Origin of the sequence: Microcoleus sp. F4-D5 (genome assembly GCF_036704885.1) — a bacterium.
Lineage (GTDB): Bacteria > Cyanobacteriota > Cyanobacteriia > Cyanobacteriales > Microcoleaceae > Microcoleus.
Map to the genome: position 1 here is coordinate 13,900 of NZ_JAUBSX010000084.1, position 18,351 is coordinate 32,250.

Below are 18,351 nucleotides of genomic sequence, written 5' to 3' on the forward strand. Positions count from 1 at the left end.
AAAAAATGCTATAGTGTGATAAATTAAAAATTAGGCCCTCGTCAAAATCTCCATCACAGTCTGGCAGAGCCAGCACTTCTACCGATATGCGATCGCTAGAGTCTCACAACAAATATCCAGATTGCTTGTGGATGCAATTAGAAGCAATTCCAGTTGCATCCGTTGCAGCCCAAGCCCAGCAGCTAGACATTCACTTGAGCTTGAATTTTAACGAGCATTGGGAACCCATACTAGGTGGTCGCGTCAAATTTGGCCTGCAAGGCGGGACGCTCAAGCTCGATCTAGAGAACTGCGAAATGCCCGTAGCATCGCGTCAGTTAGTCGGTTCTTTCAAGCTGTCGCCAATAGAAGAAACACAGCTTATTCAAAGCAGTTCAGAAGTTTTATTAACTGAAAATCTGCGGGGAGTTCGAGACAGCCATCATGCGGAAAAAATCAATGAAACTGACTGCTCGTTTTGTCACATTTCCACAATAGGCGATGATACAAAGCCCGCTTGGATTTTTGGATTAGAACAGGGTAAATCAGTATTAAAAGGTTTGCTAAAAAGTGCTAAGCTGGGACAATTTGCCGCCCAACCATTGCGGATGACAGCGAATTTTGAAGTTGCGAAAGAAGATATTTATCTCACAGATGCGGAGGGTTTGTGGCCGCACGATATCACGCCTAATCAACATTCGGTTTTAGCAAGAATCTTGACTGTATATCTGCAAAAAAATAAATTCCAACCGGCTATCAGTTGGGCGCTATTGTCCTATAATTTGCCTCCGGTTGAACAGCGCGAGGTGGAAATTGTCCCGGAAGCTGAATCCCAATTGCAGAAAATAGTCGATCGCATTATCTCCGCTGAAACCGACAACTTTGTGGAGTTGGCAAAAATTGCCAATCTCAATCCAGCACAGGATTTCGCGGGTAGCAGCTTGCGCGGAACCACTTTAAGTGCAGTGGATTTTAGCAGCGCAAATCTCGATCGGACCAATTTCCGAGGTGCAAACTTAAACGATGTCGATTTCAGCGACGCCAACCTGCAAAATGCCAAATTCGGCGGTGCAGATTTGAGTGGCGCTTTCTTAGGAAATGCTGATTTAAGCGGCGCAGATTTGCACAAAGCAAGTCTGGCTTTAGCTAACCTCAGCGGTGCCAATTTGAGCGGCGCAAATCTGCTAGAAGTGAACTTAACAAATACTAATTTCAGCGGTGCGAATGTCGAGGCAGCTAGATTCGGAAACAATTCAGGAATGGATGAGGAGATTCAGGTGAATCTACAGCAGCGAGGCGCGATTTTTGAAGAGGTTTAGTCGGTAAGTGCGAGATCCTTTTTATTCATCAGCCTCCATTGTGGCACAGGCCTCATGCCTGTGCGATGGAATTTTACCTTTAAACTACCGCTTCTGAAAAAAGTTGCTTCTTAATCCTTAAATCTTGAACTAAATTTATAGAGAGCGATGAACCGTAGCTGTTAAGACTGTAAACAGGCATTTCTTGCCAACAGTGACGGCAAAACCAGTATACTTGACTTTTGCGAACGTGACGCACCAGTTGATTCGTGCAGCAAGGACAGCTTATCATAAAAACCTCTTTTTTATCGAAGAAAGTGTATTTATCTTTTCTTGCCAAGTCCTGTAAGTTGGGTGGAAGCAGCAACTCTATGAATGTAGAGGTAAGAAGTAAAGATTTGGTAAAGAATAAAAAGTTGTTAAGGAATTGATGCAAATCGAAAGATTTCGTAAAAATAACAATAATTAAGAGAAATTGTATCTAACCATTCCCAGGTTCCCAGAGAAGATACTCAGTCTCAATCCCAACCCAACACCTTCGCAATTTCAACGGCAAGCATAGTTGGTTCAAGAGGATTGACGATCGCTGCTGCAAGTTGAGATTTGTGGAACCAACTCTGAGGTAAATCTGACCGTTTGGCTTTGAGAGTTAGCAGCAGAACCCGAATCCCTTGGGTTTCTGGTTTGGTTTTTAGTTGTTTGAGAAATAGCAATCCATCTATTTCGCCGATAGAAACCTCCCAAATAATCCCATCTGGCTGATAGGAACTTGTTTATCGCAAGCCTTCTCAAGTCGAACCCGCAACTTCGACTTGCCAACCTACCACATCAGTCAAGGAAGCCTGGATTACCTCCCCTATAAGTAGGTAGGCGGAATTAAATCGCTCTATGTAACAGTATGTAAACAGGGCTGACTCAGCCACGCTGAGGGAATGTGGATACTTTACAATCGTTTACATAATTGCGTTTTACAGCGCCTACCTACTTAGTCGGATTTTTGTGAATTAATAAAAGTCTTTTTGCAATCATACCAATCACTTACAAACGCTTCATTTATTTTTTGAACAGCCTGTCAAATAGTAACCCTCTCTGGGTTTTTGGCGGGGTTGTCACGCCCCCAGGGTGAGTTTGGGAAGCCTACCAATAGGAATATTAAGATTGTCAAGTCTTAATATTCCTGCGTCTGCCATACCGGGGAGTGTGAATCATCCCATCCCAAAATCTCTGCCACTTTTCCCGGCAGGGTAATGGGTTCAAATGGTTTGCGAATTACCCCAGCAACACCCATTTTGGTAAATTCAGCCATATCGTTTGACATAACTCTTGCTGTCAGCAGAATCACTGGAATCGATCGAGTGACGGGATCGGATTGGAGACGATCGTACACAGCAAACCCATCCATTTCCGGCATTGATAAATCCAGCAAAATAGCGTTAGGTCGTTCTGTTTGTAGGATTTGTAAACATTCTTCTCCTGATTCGGCCAGCAGGGTGTTCCATCCCGCGAGGTCTTCCAGGCACAACTGTATCAGTTCGCGGAGGTGTTCTTGGTCATCAACGATGAGAATTTGTTTCCCTATCATCTTGTTTTCGGGCAGGAGACTGCCCTCATCATTAGCTAGTTGCAAATCGTTCATTTTATTGGGGTTGATGAGAAATTAATTGTTCGGTTGCCAATTGGGTCTCAAATACACATCTTTAAGCAATCCCTCAAAGATGTGTATTTGAGAGTTGAATCCGAATTTGGGATGGCGGAAATCTCAACTCTTTAGCAAGCTGAATTGTTAAACCGTCCGAGTGTATTTCTGTCTCGTAGATTTCAGGATGTACGCGGTGGGGCAACGGGATGAGACTTTGAAATCCACTAGGAAGGAAATAACCTTCTACTCCCGCAGCTTCGGTAGGTTGACCTTGAATTAAAACAGTTTCTGGAGTGATTTGGAGACTCAATTTGACAAGATGAATGTCAGAAATGCGAACTTTAAGGATAAGTGTCACATCCTTTTCTTGAATTTTAATACCTGCGATCGGTGTTTCCTCTGTATGAGCAATCCAAAGTGTGGATTGCTGACAACCAGCGGGCAAACCGGAAAATGAACCTGCGAGATCCTGATTTACATCATTCAAAGCCTGAAAAGCATTCATTGAGTATCCTTTTAATGTAAAGAACTTTTAGCTGCATAACAAGATACTAAATAGCAACGGTAAGGAATTGGTAAAGATTCCGTTATTGTTACAAAAATTCACAAAAAGGGTGAAAGTTATCGGGAAATTGGGTCTAAAACCCCGTCCTTCTAGGACGGCTTTAATTGTAAAGTTTAAATAACTCGTCGAACATCCTAAGTAGGTAGGCGGAATTAAACCGCTCTATGTAACAGTATGTAAACAGGGCTGACTTAGCCAAGCTTAAGGCATTTGGATATTTGACAATCATTTACATAATTGCGTTTTACAGCGCCTACCTACTTATCCTGAATCGTGTAGCATAAGGTGGGACGTAAAACCATGCTAGTTTTCGAGTTTAAAGTATACGGAAAATCGAATCAGTTTACTGCCGTAGACCAAGCAATTCGTACCGCAAAATTCGTCTGCAATAGCTGTATAAGGTATTGGATGGATAACAAAAAAGTCGGTAAATACGACTTGAATAAATACTGCGCTGTACTGGCTCGTGATTTTCCCTTTGCTGACGAACTCAACTCAATGGCTAGACAAGCTAGCGCAGAACGAGCATGGTCTTCTATCTCCAGATTCTACGATAACTGCAAGAAGGGTATTGCTGGCAAAAAAGGGTATCCACAATTTTAGAAAGATTGTCGCTCTGTTGAGTATAAATCAACTGGATGGAAACTTGCCGCCGATCTCAAATCAATCAATTTTACCGACAAAAAAGCAATTGGTCGATTAAAACTGAAAGGTACACGCGACTTACACTTCTACCAAATCAGCCAAATAAAAAGGGTGAGACTGGTAAAACGTGCTGATGGTGTGTACGTTCAATTCTGTGTGGATGTCGATAGAAAAGAAAGCACAGAGCCTTCTGGTAACACTATCGGATTAGACGTGGGACTGAAAGAGTATTACACCGATTCAAACGGAACTACGGTGGAAAACCCTAGCTTCCCGATCGAAGGTGAAAAAGTTCTTAAGCGTTGAGCACGTCGTGTCTCCAGGAAAGTAAGAGGTTCAAAGAATAGGGCCAAAGCTAGGCAGATTTTAGGCAAACGCCATCTCAAAATAAGTAGGCAGCGTAAAGACCATGCAATAAAACTTGCACGGTGCGTAATCTCATCCAACGATGTAGTCGCTTACGAAGATTTGAGAATAAAAAACATGGTGAAGAATCATTGTTTAGCTAAGTCCATTAATGACGCATCTTGGTATCAATTCCGTGTAGGGCTTGAATACTTCGCAAAAGTATTTGAAAAGATTACGGTTGCGGTAAACCCGCAATATACTAGCCAAGAATGCTCTAGCTGCGGTGTAATTGTAAAGAAAACGCTATCTACTAGAACGCACGTCTGTAAATGTGGGTGTGTAATGGATAGAGATGAAAACGCCGCTAGGAATATCCTTAGTCGAGGATTGGGTACGGTAGGGCATACCGGAACTTTTGGGCTTGACGCAAGCAACGCTTTAGGAGAATCAATCTCTACTTTGGCTGGAGAAATCCTGCCTCAGCAAATTGGGTCGTAGATTAAAGAATCCCCGTGCGTTTACGCCGGGAGTGTCAATCATCCCATCCCAAAATCTCTGCTACTTCTTCCGTTAGGGTGATGGGTTGGATGGGTTTGGCAATGACGCCAGCTACCGCCATTTGGGCAAATTTAGCCCGATCGCTGGGCAAAACTTTCGCTGTCAGCAGAATCACTGGAATCGATCGGGTAATCGGATCGGACTGGAGGCGATCGTACACAGCAAATCCATCCATTCCCGGCATAGATACATCTAGCAAAATAGCGTTGGGTTTTTCTGTTTGCAGTATTTGTAAACATTCCTCTCCCGATCCTGCGCCCACTGTTTCCCATCCGCCTAAATCTTCTAAGCAGGCCTGCACAAGTTCCCGAAGGTGTTCTTCATCGTCAACAACTAGAATTTGTCTGTCTTTCATGGGATTTTGGATTGGAGATTTTGGATTGGGGATTGATGCTAAAGATTAATGTAAGGGTTATTTAATGGTGGTTGACACTCCTCCGACGCTCAGTACGGGGGCTTTTACCATCGCTTTCCTGTAAAGGTAGGGTAAAGCAAAATGTGCTGCCTTCACCTAAGATACTTTCCGCCCAGATTTTGCCGCCATGCCGTTCAACAATACTGCGACAGATTGCTAAACCTAAACCGGTGCCTCCTTTTTCACGGGAGTCGGAAGCATCGACTTGCTGAAATCGACCAAAAATGAGTTCTAGTTTATCGGCAGGAATGCCTCGTCCGCAATCGCTAACTTGGAACAGCACAAAGTCTGTCTGGTTTTCGGCACTCAGATGAATTGTGGAATCGGCAGGTGAGAATTTAATCGCATTACTGACCAAATTTGTTAAGGTTTGGACGATCGCATCTCCTGTTGCCCAGACTTCCGCATCCGTGGGGGTAACGATTAATGAGATCTGCTGTTGAGTAGCGAGCGCTTGAGTGCTATTTACTGCTTGCTGCATCAAATCGACAGCTTTGCAAACGGTTTTCTCCACAATTGCCCGCCCGGAGTCTAGGCGCTCCAAATCTAAAATATCATTAACCAGGTTCACTAATCGATTGGTATCGAGGAGGGCAATTTCAATCATGCGTCTAGATTTTTCGGGTTTTTTATCGTAAACTCCACTTTTTATTAGCCCCAATGACATTTGAATTCCTGTCAAAGGAGTGCGAAGTTCATGGCTGACAATGCCAATGAACTCATTTTTTATTTGTTCGAGCTTTTGCCGTTCGGTAATATCTTCCCCAATGCTGATAGTTCCTATGATGTTTCCCTCTGAATCTTGCAGCATGGTATTGTTCCAGGCAATAAATTTTTCCTCACCGGATTTTGTTAAGATCAAATTTTGATAATAGGGATGATAGTTATGAGCTAAAACTTCAGAAAAAACAATTTTTATTGATTCTTGAAAAGAACTGGGTAAAAACTTTTCAAACCAGTTTTTTCCTAAAACTTCTGGGTGAGTATATCCTGTGAGTTTTAAGAAGAAAGGATTAACGTAATTAATATTTCCCTCTATATCAAGTCCGACAACAATCAACTGCACGTTATCCAAGAGCGATCGCCAGCGTCGTTCGGCTTCTCGGATCGTGGCTTCGGCTTGCTTGCGTTCTTGCAGTTCGACCTGAAGTTGTCGGTAGAGTTTGGATTGCTGAATGGCGATCGACAATTGGGTGGCAATCTGTTCAAGTAATTCTATCTCCCACGATTGCCATTGACGAGGTGCAGTATTTTGGTAGATAGCTAACAAACCCCAGAGATTTTCCCTCAAAAATATCGGGAAAACAGCATAACTTTTTGCTTGAAATAGTTCCACTAGCTCGATATGACATGGTTGAAGATCGGCGCTATAAATATTATTAATAACCAACTTGTCATGATTGCGGAATCGACCGCCGTGAGTTTCTTGCAGATAGGTATCTGCACAATTTTTTTGAAGATCGCTTCCTATCAGTTTTACCCAATCCTCACCAACTGACTCCACGACAAAATCACCACTCCAATCAGGATTAAAGCGGTAAATGGCAGTGCGATCGGTTTGTAATGTCTGCCTGATTTCAGTAACAGCAGTATTTAGAACCGCATTCAGATCCAAAGATTGGCGAATCCCTTGAGTAATCCTCCATAGCAAATGTTCCTTTCGGGATTTCTGCAGTAAGGCTGCTTCCGCCTCTTGTCGAACTTCTTCGAGGCGCTTCGCTACTGTGATATCTTGATGAACGGCCACCAGAACATCGCCGTAGTTGGAATGATTGAATACAGAGCAAGTGGCACTGCACCAAAATGGAGTCCCATCTTTCTTGACATTATGAACTTCATAGCTAAATTCACCCCTTTGTAAAACGGCAGACCGAATGGCTTGATTTACATCTTCAGGACTGACCGATTCGGTGGCATAGTTGAGAATCGAAACGTGCTGACCGTTGAGTTCGCCAAAGTCATAGCCAAACATCTGCTCAAATTTAGGATTGGCATAGACAATTTCTGCATTCTCTGCTCTTACTAAACAAATTCCTTCCGCCATGTTGCGGGTAATGACAGCCTGAAGCTCAAGCATTTGTTCGGCTTGTTTAAGTTTAGTCAGATCGCGCAGACCGACGATTACCCCTACAATATTTTCACCGGCATCACGGAAAGGCGTATAAGTAACGCTCAAAAATTGCGGTACTAAATTCGGATAGTCAAACCACTTTTCATACTGAATTGTTTCTCCAGCCAAACATCTGTCTAAGCGAGGTTGAATGAAGTTATCAAACAACTCTGCACCCAGGATATTCCTAACAGAATTTCCGATTACTTGGCTCTCAGATTTGTTGCACCAAGTCAAATAACCTTGATTGGCTATTTGATAAATATAGTTAATATTCATCAGCGCAATCCCATCTGTTGTATTGAATAGGATGCGTTCATATTGGCGGAAGACTTCTTCAGTACGTTTGCGTTCGGTGATATCAAATACGCTAGAACGACTCATCATGAAGTTACCTGCTTCATCATAAATTGCTGTAGCATTTAAGTTGATCCAAATGGTTTTTCCGTTTTTAGTCAATATCTGAAACTCTAAATTTTCGATCCAGCCTTGTTTTTTAAAGACGGGAAAGTTTTGATAAAAAGTATTTTTACTTTCAAGGGTCATTAAATCGACATATTTTTTTTTGTGTACAATTTCATCGCGGGTATAGCCTAACCACTTCAGTTCGGTATCATTAATCATAATTATTGTTCCTGCTGTATCTAGGGAATGATACCCACAGGGAGAATTATTATAGAGGTCTTCAACTTGATTGATATATTGTTGCAACCTATGGTTGACTTCAGTGAGTTCTGCTGTCCGTTCTATCACTCGTTGTTCGAGTTCTGTATTGAGTTGTTGTAGGGCAATTTCTGCTTGTTGGCGCTCCCTTAGTTCCGTTTGTAATCGATCCAATAAATCAGCTTGCTGAATGGCAATTCCAGCTTGAGTTGCTACCTGTTGCATGAGCTCAATTTCTGATGGTTGCCATTCGCGAGGTTTGGCACACTGATGGGCAATCAATAATCCCCAAAGTTCTTCTCCCTTAAGGATAGGAATAACTAGGTTAGCTCTAACTTGAAAAGTTGCCAGTAATTCCAGGTGACAAGCATCAATTCCGGCATTATAAATATCTGATTTAGAGGTGAATAAGCCTTGTTTGAAGGGTTCGATATAGCTTTCACCGAAGCATGGATCGTGTATCTGAGTGGATAAGATTGCTGTCCATTCTGAACCAACTGACTCTACGACCACCTTTCCGCTCCAGTCTGGAGCAAATTGGAAGATAATTACGCGATCGCATTGCAGAATGTTTCTGAGGTCTGTTACCGTAGTGTTAAAAATATCTTCTAGTTTGAGGGATTCGGGGAGAGAAACTGGTGTTTTAGCCAGGATTTGCTGTGGCTGTTGTTGCCATTTCCCATAATCTTCATCAGTATGTTCTATCATTAATCTACTTAATTAATTACATTTTTTAGATTGGGGCAGAAACCGGATTTTTAGTCCTCGTGCGTAAGTTCTATTTAAGCATTTCTAGGCTGAAGTAAAGGACGAGTGCGCCTGATTCGGCTGAGTACCCGCGTCACTAATTCAGGCCCTAGTACCGGCTTGGTAATAAAATCATCGGCTCCGGCTGCAAAGGCTTGTTGCAGAGATTCTGGATCGGTATGGGCTGTCACCACTAAAATCGGTAAATTTTCCCATTGGATATCCTGTCGGACGACCTGACACAATTCTAAGCCACTGACGATCGGCATTTCTAGATCGAGCACTACTAAATCGGGTTTAGTGCTAATTAACACCTCCCAAAATTGCTGTGGTTCTTTGAGATTTGTCACCTCAATTCCCCAAGGAGTCAGTAACGCTGATAATTTAACCAGCATCACAGGGTCATCATCTACGATTAAGACTTTGGCTTCTGAAGTTTTGGGACTGGGTAAAACACGGGCGATCGCTCGAAAAATTTGCTCGGTGGTTGCAGGTTTGTGGAGAAATTGCTTAGCACCTAAGCGCGATACTGCTAAGCGATCGGCAAGGCTATCTCGTCCGGTAAAGACAATTATAGGCAGGTTGGGCGATCGCTCGGTCAGCTCTCGCAGTAGCGTCAATCCATCTTCCTCTGTCTCTGCAAAGCTTAAATCTAGTAACATCACATCGGGCATTGACATGGCAAGACGCGATCGGGCAGCATTAATATTCGGCGCAATTTTCATCCGCAATCCCCAAGCTTCGGATTCTACTTTCAATCGCTCCGTTAATGCAGCATCATCATCAACTACCAAAACCCGATAGTTGAAAGTTGAAATAGTAGAAACTGGTACAGCCGTTGATGTAATCGGTATTTTGGCTAATTCCTGCTGTAATCCTGTGACCAATTCCGAGAAGTCAGTAATTTGCTCAGCAGTGAAAGAGCGATCTTTTATTAGCAAATGCTCTGCAGAGCTTGCCAATTTCGAGCCTTCGGGATAACCAAACGATCCCAGAGAGCCGGCCAATTTATGAGCTTCATGTTTGGCAGCTTGCTGTAATTCTGTTTCTAATTTTCCTGCTAATAGAGCAGTTTTTGCCTGCTCCAATACAGCAATTTGTTGGTTGAAGCTTCCCTGAAACCGCTCTAACACTTTGTCGCTCTCGGACTTATCTACCCCGCGAGATTGATGTTTTTGGGTACTCTTTCTTACCAACTTGTTGAACTTAAAGGGCGCCGATTTGGGGTACGGTTTCAGTCGATAGCCCATGCCATAAACTGTTTCGATAATTTCTTCAGTTAAGCCACCTGCCTTCAGTTTCTTTCTGACATCCTTAATATGAGTGATAATGGCGCGATCGGTTGGTGCGTCATCAAATCCCCACAGACGATCCAAAATAGCACTGCGACTAAAGATGCGATCTGGATTTCGCAATAATAATTTCAGCAGATTATATTCTGTCGCTGTCAGTGAAATTATTTGTTCGGAAAATGTCACTCTACCAGAATCTAAATCTAAACAAAGATCTCCCCAAGTCAATGTATTAGCCGCTGAATTCTGAGTAGAACCTCCTGGGGAAAGTGCTTTACTGCGTCGCAATAAAGTTCGGATTCTTGCCAGTAATACTTCCGTAGCAAAAGGCTTGCTGACGTAATCATCGGCTCCCGCATCGAAAAGAGCCACCACATCCGCATCTGAATCATTTGCAATCATTAACAGGATCGGTTTGTGGTAGCCTTGCGATCGCAATTGCCGACATAGACTAATTCCATCTAGTTTGGCAACCTGCAGGTCTAACAAAATCAGATCGTACTCAATTGCTGCTGCCAAGTCCAGGCCCACTTGTCCATCATTTGCACGATCGAACCCGTAATGATTTGCTTCCAACACCTTTGCCAGTGTTGCACTCAGCCCTCCATCGTCCTCTACTAGCAGAATTTTTATCGGAGACTTCTTCATTTTGGCTGTGCGGTTCAATGCCCATGCGATCGACGCGCTTTGATGTCAGGCCGAAGCGTGGCTTTTAACTAAATCAGTGCTACTCATTACTACTGCTTTTATCTTACCCTTTTTACAGTCCCATAACCTAAAAATTGCTGTCACTTCTGCAGTTTAAATAAGACCGATCTTCCTTCCATCCATCTGCGTCCATCCCCGTTTATCTGCCTGCATCTGCGGTTCAAAAACAGCCTGAAGCGAAGCTATTTTCCCGCAGGGGTTCGGTGAAGGGTAGGCGATCGCCCTCAAAAAGAGCGATCGCCCTCCCAAACAAACTATCCTTCATCCTCCGACTTTACGGGAGGACGCCCAGAAATCACAATAAATCCCACAGACTCAAGAGTCATGTGCGGGCGGCGAATACCAGCTAAAACCGCTTCACTCAACAAACTTTCAGTATTAATTTCATCAGCTAAAACCGATGCTAAAACTTGTTCCGATGTAGAAAGTTGATGCAAGCGCAATTGCAATTGATTCACCCGGTTTTCGAGTTGGATTGCAGCAGTGACAGCAGATCGATCGCACATTTCCACAAAAGCCGATCGCCCGCGCAGCAATTCCTCCGATACCACCCGTCCCTTTTGACAAAAATCATCCCAATCTAGCGGATCGACAAAACTGTCAATCAGCGAGGTGCGATTTTTCGACAAATTGTAATCCCGATTCGGCCCGCCTTTCCCCTTATAAGCCCGCTGCAAAATCGCTAAAATTTCCGCATCTTCCACCAGAGACATCGGCTCGCTGCGAGCATCTACAAACACAGTTTCAAAAGTTGGGATAAACAGAGCATCAGCGCGGCGCTGCAAAGCTTTCAAGTTGTAATTTTCGATATTTTGTGCTTGCAAAACTTGCTCGACCGGCTGCACATCAGTCTGGATGGAATAATTAAACTGGAAGCCGAACCACTCCTTCCCGGGCTCCGCATCCCAACTTTCATCATGCCGCCACATGGCAAAAGCTTGACCGCGATCGTCCCAGCGAATATAAGAGCCAAGTGCATCGATCAATCCCTCACCAATGCGGTAAAGAGCGACATCCGCATTCTGATGAGCAATACGGCGATTGTAACTGCCATATTGCTGGCAATAAGGAATCAATCTGGTTCTCAAATCGTTTGAGGGAATCAACGTTTTTTGAGTAGGTTGATAGCGCAGCAGCCCCGATATACTCGGATGTTCGATTTGTTTGAAGTGAAGAGCTTGGCACAGCCAACCTTCAGTAGCCCGCTGCATTTCTTTATGCTTAGCATCGCAGTTGTCGAGAGATTCAAAATACTGAGAGGCAGTGTCATCAAGAGTATCAATTTCATCGAGAACGTACTGTTCGTCAATTTTGATTTTCTCTTGTTCGATTTCAGTTTTAATCGCTTCAATTTCGCTTGATAAGCCCTTGCCTCCCTCAGCAAACAACTTTTCTTCAAGTTTGATAATTTTTTCCTCAGCATAAAACTGAAGGCTGGCAATAGATTTGTTGAATATCTCAAACCCATCTTTTAAAACTTGAAACCAAGCTTCGTGGGGACTCTCCGGCAAATCCGGGCCTGCAAACAAACAATATTGCACTCCCATTTTGCTGCCAATGCGATCGACTCTGCCGAGTCTTTGTTCTAACTGGTTGGGAAACCACGGCAAATCGAAGTGAATTAACCAATCTGTCAATTGCAGGTTTACCCCTACTTCCGCCGATCGATCGCACACTAAGATAAAACAATGCGGCTGTGTCTTAAACCGTTTGACATTCGCCTCAACATCATCAGCCGATTTGCTCGTGTCATGGCTGGCGATCGCATTTTTACCAAAGATTTTAGCTAAATTTTCTGCAATCTCTTTACAAGTTGCCGTAAAACTGGTAAAAATCACAATTTTCGGGAAACGCTCGCCGGGAATCGGTCGTTTAATTTGCTGTTGAATTCTCGACAGCAAATCGCGAGGATTGCTGTGATACTCGCGCGGAACCTTCAAAGCAACTGCGAGAAATCGGAGAATCGCGATTCGTAACAAACTCAGTCTGTCAAGTCCTTCCTGGGGCTTTTCCAGGGTGTTGAGCAAGGTTTCTAGCATTTCCCTTTCTTCGGGAAACAGCGCCGTTTTGGTCAAAATCGCCGTGTCATTTTGTCCAAATTCGCGATCGAGTTCTGGAGTCGATTTTTTCTGCAAGCGAGCTTTGACAACCCGTTCTAAAACACTCAGCCAAGTACCAGAAGCGCGGAAAAATAGCAGAAAAATTCTCTGATATTCGCTAGACTTGGGAGCGACTGTGCGCCATTTATCGAGTACGGTTTGAATTTCCGACCACTGTTCATCATTCAGATCGTACTCGGTTTTGGGGACAGCATCTCGATCGAAAATCACATCCTCAACCGCATCCCGGCGGTTGCGAAGGATGCGGCGATGCAGGCGGTAGGTATCGCTAACATGAGTGCGAATAGTTCGGACAAGCCTAGCCTGTTCTGCGGTTTTTTTAGTTTTCAAACAACTTTCTAACTCGGTTGCTAATCCAATTAAATAATCATCTTTTGCAAAAATTGTGCGGAGTTGAGCGAGTGTTGTTTGCAAAACAGCCGGCTTGGCATTTTCTCGGAAATCTAGCAAAGCGCGGCCGATTTCCTGACGGTTTTGCACCTGTTCTTTGAAGCTTTCCAGGTCATCAATACGGTAAGTTGTGGGATCTAGCAAGTGCAGCATCGTTAGAAAATCTTGCTCGCGGCCGAGAACTGGCGTTGCAGATAATAACAATACATTTTTGCTTTTGTGAGCGAGTTTCTGACAAAGTTCAAAGGACTGCTGCTGAGCGCGATCGCTCGAATGTGCCATTGCCGCCACATCATGCGCTTCATCAACAATCAGAAAATCTAGGTTAGCGTTGCGGCTAATTTGATTGATGTCGCTAACAGCAACAAGCTGCACTCGGTCAGCAAAATGAGACAAATAGAATTTATTTTCCAACTCCTGCCGCCACTGTTCGAGCAAGTATTTCGGAACCAGTACCACAGCGCGTCCGTTGGGTTCATCTAGCAGAAATTGGCGGAGAATTGTCCCGGCTTCTACTGTTTTTCCCAGTCCTGGTTCGTCTGCCAATAAATAGCGCACGATTGGGTCTTCTAGGACGCGCCGCACGACTTCAACTTGGTGCGGATAGAGGTCTATGTTAGCAGAAATTAAACCGGTCATGCCGCGGCTGACGGCCCGCTGTTCGATCGCAGATTGAACGAATGCCAATCGGCGATCGTGAAAATACGGCGTTTCTTGGCCTTTGACTGCTAAAATGTCGATCGGATCGGCGATCGGGATATTGCAGCGAACGTAAAGTTCGGTTTCAACAGCTTGCAAACTTTGGCTGTCGGGCAGGTCAATTTCGTACTCTAATTTATCTTCATCCCAGTCGTAAACTCGCCCAATTATCCATCTTTCCTGAGTTGTACTCCAGAGGTAGCAGCGGGTTTGGCGCTGAAGTCTGGCTTCTTGCAGCAAACCCAATGGCACAGTTTTGCGGATGCGGTTTTTAACTGAGCAAAAATATTCAACTAAGGCATCGGTAAGCGATACCTCGACAACTTTTCCGACTCCCAAATCGTTTCTGGGCGATCGAACTAACGAACCAACATCAATCATAATTACAACCTGACAATACTTACTAGATTACAATAAATCCTTTCCAGTTAAAATTTTTAGCAAAATGCGACTTTTGCCTGCGTCACTTTTCTAGTCAAATGACAGTAAATCTTGCATTCGGAAAACAATAAGTTTAGCATGGTAACTCACATCTTGCACCCTTCTCAAGAACGGGCAAGATGCCCGTTCCACAAAAGATAAATTTTCTCGCTTCACAGGCCGGAAAGCCTGTTCCTAAAAGACTAATTGAGAAGGCTGCAAGATATAAGGCACGGTAACTAACATTAGAAAATGTCGTGAAACAATCTCAAACCCTTAATTCAACGCCCTTGAGTGCGTAAGTCCCGAATAACTAATTATGAGGAAGGAAAAATCACACCTGGATTACCGGATTCCCATTTCGGATATTTCTGCATGACACTGTTATAAATTTCAGACTCTGTAAACGCTGCTAACCAAGCTTGTAGCCCTGGCCAAGGCTGTTCGTTAAACCAAATTCGATCTGTATGAGCGAATTGACGAACAAAAGGTGCGATCGCCATATCAGCCAATGCTACATTGTTACCAAATAAATATTTAGTGGCACTTAACTGTGAGTTGAGTTGTTCCAGAAATAAAGAACATTCATAACGATGTACTTGAGCATCAACACCGGGATAACGATCGGGGTACTTATAACGGTCAAGATGATATTTAAACCTATCATCAAATAGAGCGATTAGTTCCAGCATTTCTGTAAGAGAACCTTGCTGTGGCATCAACCATTTTTCTGGATCGTGTTGTCTCAATGCCCACAACATGATATCGATACTTTGATCGAGTACGCGCCCGTCAACATCAATTAATATTGGTACTGTACCTTTGGCAGATACTTCCAACATCTCTGGTGGTTTGTCTCGCAAAACAACTTCCCGCAACTCACACACCCGATTGCTAACCATCAAGGCCAAGCGTGCGCGCACAGCATAGGGACAGCGGCGAAAGGAATAAAAAATCGGGTATGTTGCTGACATATTATATGTTTAGTCGATCGCGCGATCGGGTTTTTCGGGTTCCAAACCCGGTTTATTCGTAGATTTCTCGCCGCCAAACAAGATTTTTCGCAGTAACCGATTGCTTTGAGCTTAGTGCCAATACTACACGAGTCAGAAACCCGGTTTCTTTCGATATTTCTCGTCGCTAAACCAGATTTTGCGTATAAACCGGGTTTCTTTGAGCTTAGTGAATAATAATATTAGTCGATCGCACCATCTACTTTTTCCTTCTTATCGTAGCGCGCGCCTATATGTACTTGGTTGCGACGCTTAGCAAGCTCAATCTGACGTTGACGTTCAGATAAACCTTGTTTTTTGGTTTCAGTTTTTGAGTCATGACAATGAGGACAACTCACACCAAGTACAAATAATTCAGAAGCCTTATCTTCCTGACTAATCGGGTGACGACAACCGCGACAAAGTTCATAATTACCCGGCTTTAAGCCCTGACCAACAGAAACCCGTTCATCAAATACAAAACATTCACCTTCCCAACGACTTTCTGCTTCCGGCACCGTTTCCAAATATTTTAAAATTCCGCCTTCGAGATGATAGACTTCCTCAAAACCTTGAGTCCGCAAAAAAGCAGTAGATTTCTCGCAGCGAATACCACCCGTACAAAACATTGCCACTTTAGGTTTATTGCGTAAAGCAGTTTCCCGCAGCACCCATTCAGGTAACTCAGAAAAGCTTTTTGTTTTGGGATTAATAGCGCCTTCAAAAGTACCCATAGATACCTCGAAGTCGTTACGCACATCAACCACGACAACATCGGGATCGTCAAGCAGCTTATTCCACTCATCAGGCTTAACATATTTGCCAGCCATGAGGCGGGGATTAATGTCCGGTATCCCCATCGTGACGATTTCGCGCTTCAAGCGTATTTTCAGGCGGTAAAAAGGTTCTTTTTCCGAGAAAGATTCCTTGTGTACCAGATCCGCAAAACGCGGGTCACTACGCAAGAATGCCAGCACTGCGTGCACGCCCTCGGACGAGCCGGCAATCGTGCCATTGATCCCTTCTTCGGCCAGCAAGATAGTGCCTTTGACGTTGTTGTTGTTGCAACAATCGAGTAGCGGTGCTTTCAGGTCGGCAAAATCAGGTAGTTCAACGAACTTATATAAAGCAGCGGTTAAGAAAGAAGCCATAGATTGAATTTATAGCACTAATTAATTTTCATACTTCTATGAAAATTCAGTCAAAGCGGACGGTGGGACTCGAACCCACGACGTTCAGCATGGGAAGCTGACATTCTACCACTGAATTACGCCCGCGCTTAGTGTTTTTTACCTGCTTTCACCTTCTTTGATTTTTGAGGCGTCGCGGTAAAAAACGACTAGAAGAATATTATATAACTATTTTCTGATTTTGAGTATACCATTTTGACAATCAATTTAGGGCTGCTGCCGATCGCCCCTCCACCTAACAAAAAAAGCCCTGCACCAAAGGCAGGACTTAATCTAACTTAAATTTCTTAGTCTCTTAGAGAGGGACTTTGTTTGACTCTCGACAGCGGTTTAAACCGCCGATCGAGGGCGATCGAACTTTGCCGTTAGACGAAGCGCAAAGAGTTGCTGTCAATACCCAGGAAAGAAACTGATTGGACGATCGCGATCAATTCCTCCGAGTTCCCAGTCTTCTTGAAAATAGCGGTACCAGCAGGCAACCCTGTCGGAGAAGCACCTAACTGGTAAGTGCTAGGAGCACCTTGAAGTTGGAGGATATCTTCACTCGGGTTAAAACCGACAATCAAAGCGTAATCGCCTGCGCCAGTGGCGGTATCGTTGCCATCGTTGTAGTAGAACTTGGTGGCATCTCCCAGCAAGAAAGTATCGTTGCCTTCTGCGCCAATCAGGGTATCGACTTCGCCCAGTCCAGAATTAGCAGCAGTGCCGTCAACGCCAGTCAGAATGTCATTGCCTTCTTTGGCATAGAGGAAATCGTTGCCAGTACCGCCCAGCAAAGCATCGTTATTTTCACCGCCGTAAAGGCTGTCGTTACCAGCGTCGCCGGCTAAAGTATTGTTGCCTAGATCGCCGCTGATGGCATCGTTACCGTCGCCACCATACAAGAAGTCGTCACCTTTTCCTCCTAACTCGATATCGTTACCGTCGCCTCCAATCACAGTGTCATTGCCGTCGTTGCCAAATAGGAGATCGTTGCCGTCGTCGCCAAATAAGGCATCGTCTCCTTTGCCTCCGAAGAATGTGTTGTTTTCGCTATTCCCGATTAAGGTATCGTTGCCTTTGTTGCCGTAGACGGGAATGTTAGCGTCGATCGCCACAATTACGTCATTGCTACTGCTGCCGAGAGTCACCGGCGTTGAGCGTTTCAGTGCGAGTGCGCTCGGCAGTGCGATCGGCAGTGCGATCGTCTGAGCCGGTGCGGGAGTGAAAACGGGTGTAGGTGTTCTGACAGGTGTTGGTGTCCTAATCGGTGTGGGTGGCGGCGGAGTGGGTGCAACCGGTGTTGGCACGGTGGGTGTTGGCGCCGTGGGTGCAACTGGTGTCGGCGTGGTTGGTGTCGGCGTGGTTGGTGTTGGCGTGGTTGGTGTTGGCGTGGTTGGTGTCGGCGTGGTTGGTGTCGGCGTGGTTGGTGTTGGCGTGGTTGGTGTTGGCGTGGTTGGTGTCGGCGTGGTTGGTGTCGGCGTGGTTGGTGTTGGCGTGGTTGGTGTTGGCGTGGTTGGTGTCGGCGTGGTTGGTGTCGGCGTGGTTGGTGTTGGCGTGGTTGGTGTTGGCGTGGTTGGTGTCGGCGTGGTTG

Annotated in this window: 12 protein-coding genes, 1 tRNA gene and 1 pseudogene; 2 read left to right on the top strand and 12 right to left on the bottom strand. The window is 44.5% G+C overall.

The genetic code is table 11. The annotated features are described in order from the left end of the window. Positions 1 to 86 precede the first annotated feature (86 nt). Positions 87 to 1,298, top strand: a complete 1,212-nt coding sequence (locus QUA80_RS27660) for a pentapeptide repeat-containing protein (RefSeq protein ID WP_333428181.1) — start codon at positions 87 to 89, stop codon at positions 1,296 to 1,298. A 79-nt stretch (positions 1,299 to 1,377) separates the two neighbouring features. Here QUA80_RS27660 and QUA80_RS27665 read toward each other — a convergent pair whose 3' ends face one another. From QUA80_RS27665 to QUA80_RS27680, 4 genes are all read right to left on the bottom strand, one after another. Continuing rightward, positions 1,378 to 1,569: a hypothetical protein gene (locus tag QUA80_RS27665; RefSeq protein ID WP_333428182.1), complete on the bottom strand. Its 192-nt coding sequence runs from the start codon at positions 1,567 to 1,569 to the stop codon at positions 1,378 to 1,380. Positions 1,570 to 1,795: 226 nt separating this feature from the next. Beyond that, complete coding sequence (locus QUA80_RS27670; RefSeq protein ID WP_333428183.1) at positions 1,796 to 1,990, bottom strand: hypothetical protein; 195 nt, start codon at positions 1,988 to 1,990, stop codon at positions 1,796 to 1,798. A gap of 455 nt (positions 1,991 to 2,445) precedes the next feature. After that, positions 2,446 to 2,859, bottom strand: coding sequence for a response regulator (locus QUA80_RS27675; RefSeq protein ID WP_333428192.1), 414 nt, complete (start codon positions 2,857 to 2,859; stop codon positions 2,446 to 2,448). 127 nt (positions 2,860 to 2,986) lie between these two features. After that, positions 2,987 to 3,421, bottom strand: a complete 435-nt coding sequence (locus QUA80_RS27680; protein WP_333428184.1) for a hypothetical protein — start codon at positions 3,419 to 3,421, stop codon at positions 2,987 to 2,989. A gap of 360 nt (positions 3,422 to 3,781) precedes the next feature. Here QUA80_RS27680 and QUA80_RS27685 point away from each other — a divergent pair. Next, a pseudogene (locus QUA80_RS27685) lies at positions 3,782 to 4,972 on the top strand (RNA-guided endonuclease InsQ/TnpB family protein). Positions 4,973 to 5,006: 34 nt separating this feature from the next. Here QUA80_RS27685 and QUA80_RS27690 read toward each other — a convergent pair. The 8 genes from QUA80_RS27690 to QUA80_RS27725 all read right to left on the bottom strand — a co-directional run. After that, on the bottom strand, positions 5,007 to 5,387 hold the full coding sequence (locus QUA80_RS27690; RefSeq protein WP_333428185.1) for a response regulator: 381 nt from the start codon (positions 5,385 to 5,387) through the stop codon (positions 5,007 to 5,009). A gap of 61 nt (positions 5,388 to 5,448) precedes the next feature. Beyond that, the gene (locus tag QUA80_RS27695) at positions 5,449 to 8,928 is read right to left on the bottom strand and encodes a PAS domain S-box protein (RefSeq protein ID WP_333428186.1); all 3,480 of its coding nucleotides are present in this window, start codon (positions 8,926 to 8,928) and stop codon (positions 5,449 to 5,451) included. A 74-nt stretch (positions 8,929 to 9,002) separates the two neighbouring features. Next, positions 9,003 to 10,907 (bottom strand): response regulator, encoded by a 1,905-nt coding sequence (locus QUA80_RS27700; protein WP_333428187.1) that lies wholly within the window; start codon positions 10,905 to 10,907, stop codon positions 9,003 to 9,005. 314 nt (positions 10,908 to 11,221) lie between these two features. Beyond that, positions 11,222 to 14,557 (bottom strand): protein DpdE, encoded by a 3,336-nt coding sequence (gene dpdE, locus QUA80_RS27705; RefSeq protein ID WP_333428188.1) that lies wholly within the window; start codon positions 14,555 to 14,557, stop codon positions 11,222 to 11,224. A gap of 356 nt (positions 14,558 to 14,913) precedes the next feature. After that, on the bottom strand, positions 14,914 to 15,570 hold the full coding sequence (locus QUA80_RS27710; protein ID WP_333428189.1) for a glutathione S-transferase: 657 nt from the start codon (positions 15,568 to 15,570) through the stop codon (positions 14,914 to 14,916). A 221-nt stretch (positions 15,571 to 15,791) separates the two neighbouring features. Then, positions 15,792 to 16,739, bottom strand: a complete 948-nt coding sequence (gene trhO / locus QUA80_RS27715) for an oxygen-dependent tRNA uridine(34) hydroxylase TrhO (RefSeq protein WP_333428190.1) — start codon at positions 16,737 to 16,739, stop codon at positions 15,792 to 15,794. A gap of 54 nt (positions 16,740 to 16,793) precedes the next feature. Beyond that, positions 16,794 to 16,865, bottom strand: a tRNA-Gly gene (locus QUA80_RS27720). A 278-nt stretch (positions 16,866 to 17,143) separates the two neighbouring features. Next, on the bottom strand, positions 17,144 to 18,351 hold a 1,208-nt coding region (locus tag QUA80_RS27725; RefSeq protein WP_333428191.1), incomplete at its 5' end, for a calcium-binding protein.

Excerpts from the sequence above, each read along its gene's own strand:
- dpdE (WP_333428188.1), bottom strand. The coding sequence starts at position 14,557 with ATGATTGATGTTGGTTCGTTAGTTCGATCGCCCAGAAACGATTTGGGA.
- QUA80_RS27680 (WP_333428184.1), bottom strand. The coding sequence starts at position 3,421 with ATGAATGCTTTTCAGGCTTTGAATGATGTAAATCAGGATCTCGCAGGT.
- QUA80_RS27695 (WP_333428186.1), bottom strand. The coding sequence starts at position 8,928 with ATGATAGAACATACTGATGAAGATTATGGGAAATGGCAACAACAGCCA.
- QUA80_RS27660 (WP_333428181.1), top strand. The coding sequence starts at position 87 with ATGCGATCGCTAGAGTCTCACAACAAATATCCAGATTGCTTGTGGATG.
- QUA80_RS27710 (WP_333428189.1), bottom strand. The coding sequence starts at position 15,570 with ATGTCAGCAACATACCCGATTTTTTATTCCTTTCGCCGCTGTCCCTAT.
- QUA80_RS27665 (WP_333428182.1), bottom strand. The coding sequence starts at position 1,569 with ATGATAAGCTGTCCTTGCTGCACGAATCAACTGGTGCGTCACGTTCGC.
- QUA80_RS27690 (WP_333428185.1), bottom strand. The coding sequence starts at position 5,387 with ATGAAAGACAGACAAATTCTAGTTGTTGACGATGAAGAACACCTTCGG.
- trhO (WP_333428190.1), bottom strand. The coding sequence starts at position 16,739 with ATGGCTTCTTTCTTAACCGCTGCTTTATATAAGTTCGTTGAACTACCT.
- QUA80_RS27675 (WP_333428192.1), bottom strand. The coding sequence starts at position 2,859 with ATGATAGGGAAACAAATTCTCATCGTTGATGACCAAGAACACCTCCGC.
- QUA80_RS27700 (WP_333428187.1), bottom strand. The coding sequence starts at position 10,907 with ATGAAGAAGTCTCCGATAAAAATTCTGCTAGTAGAGGACGATGGAGGG.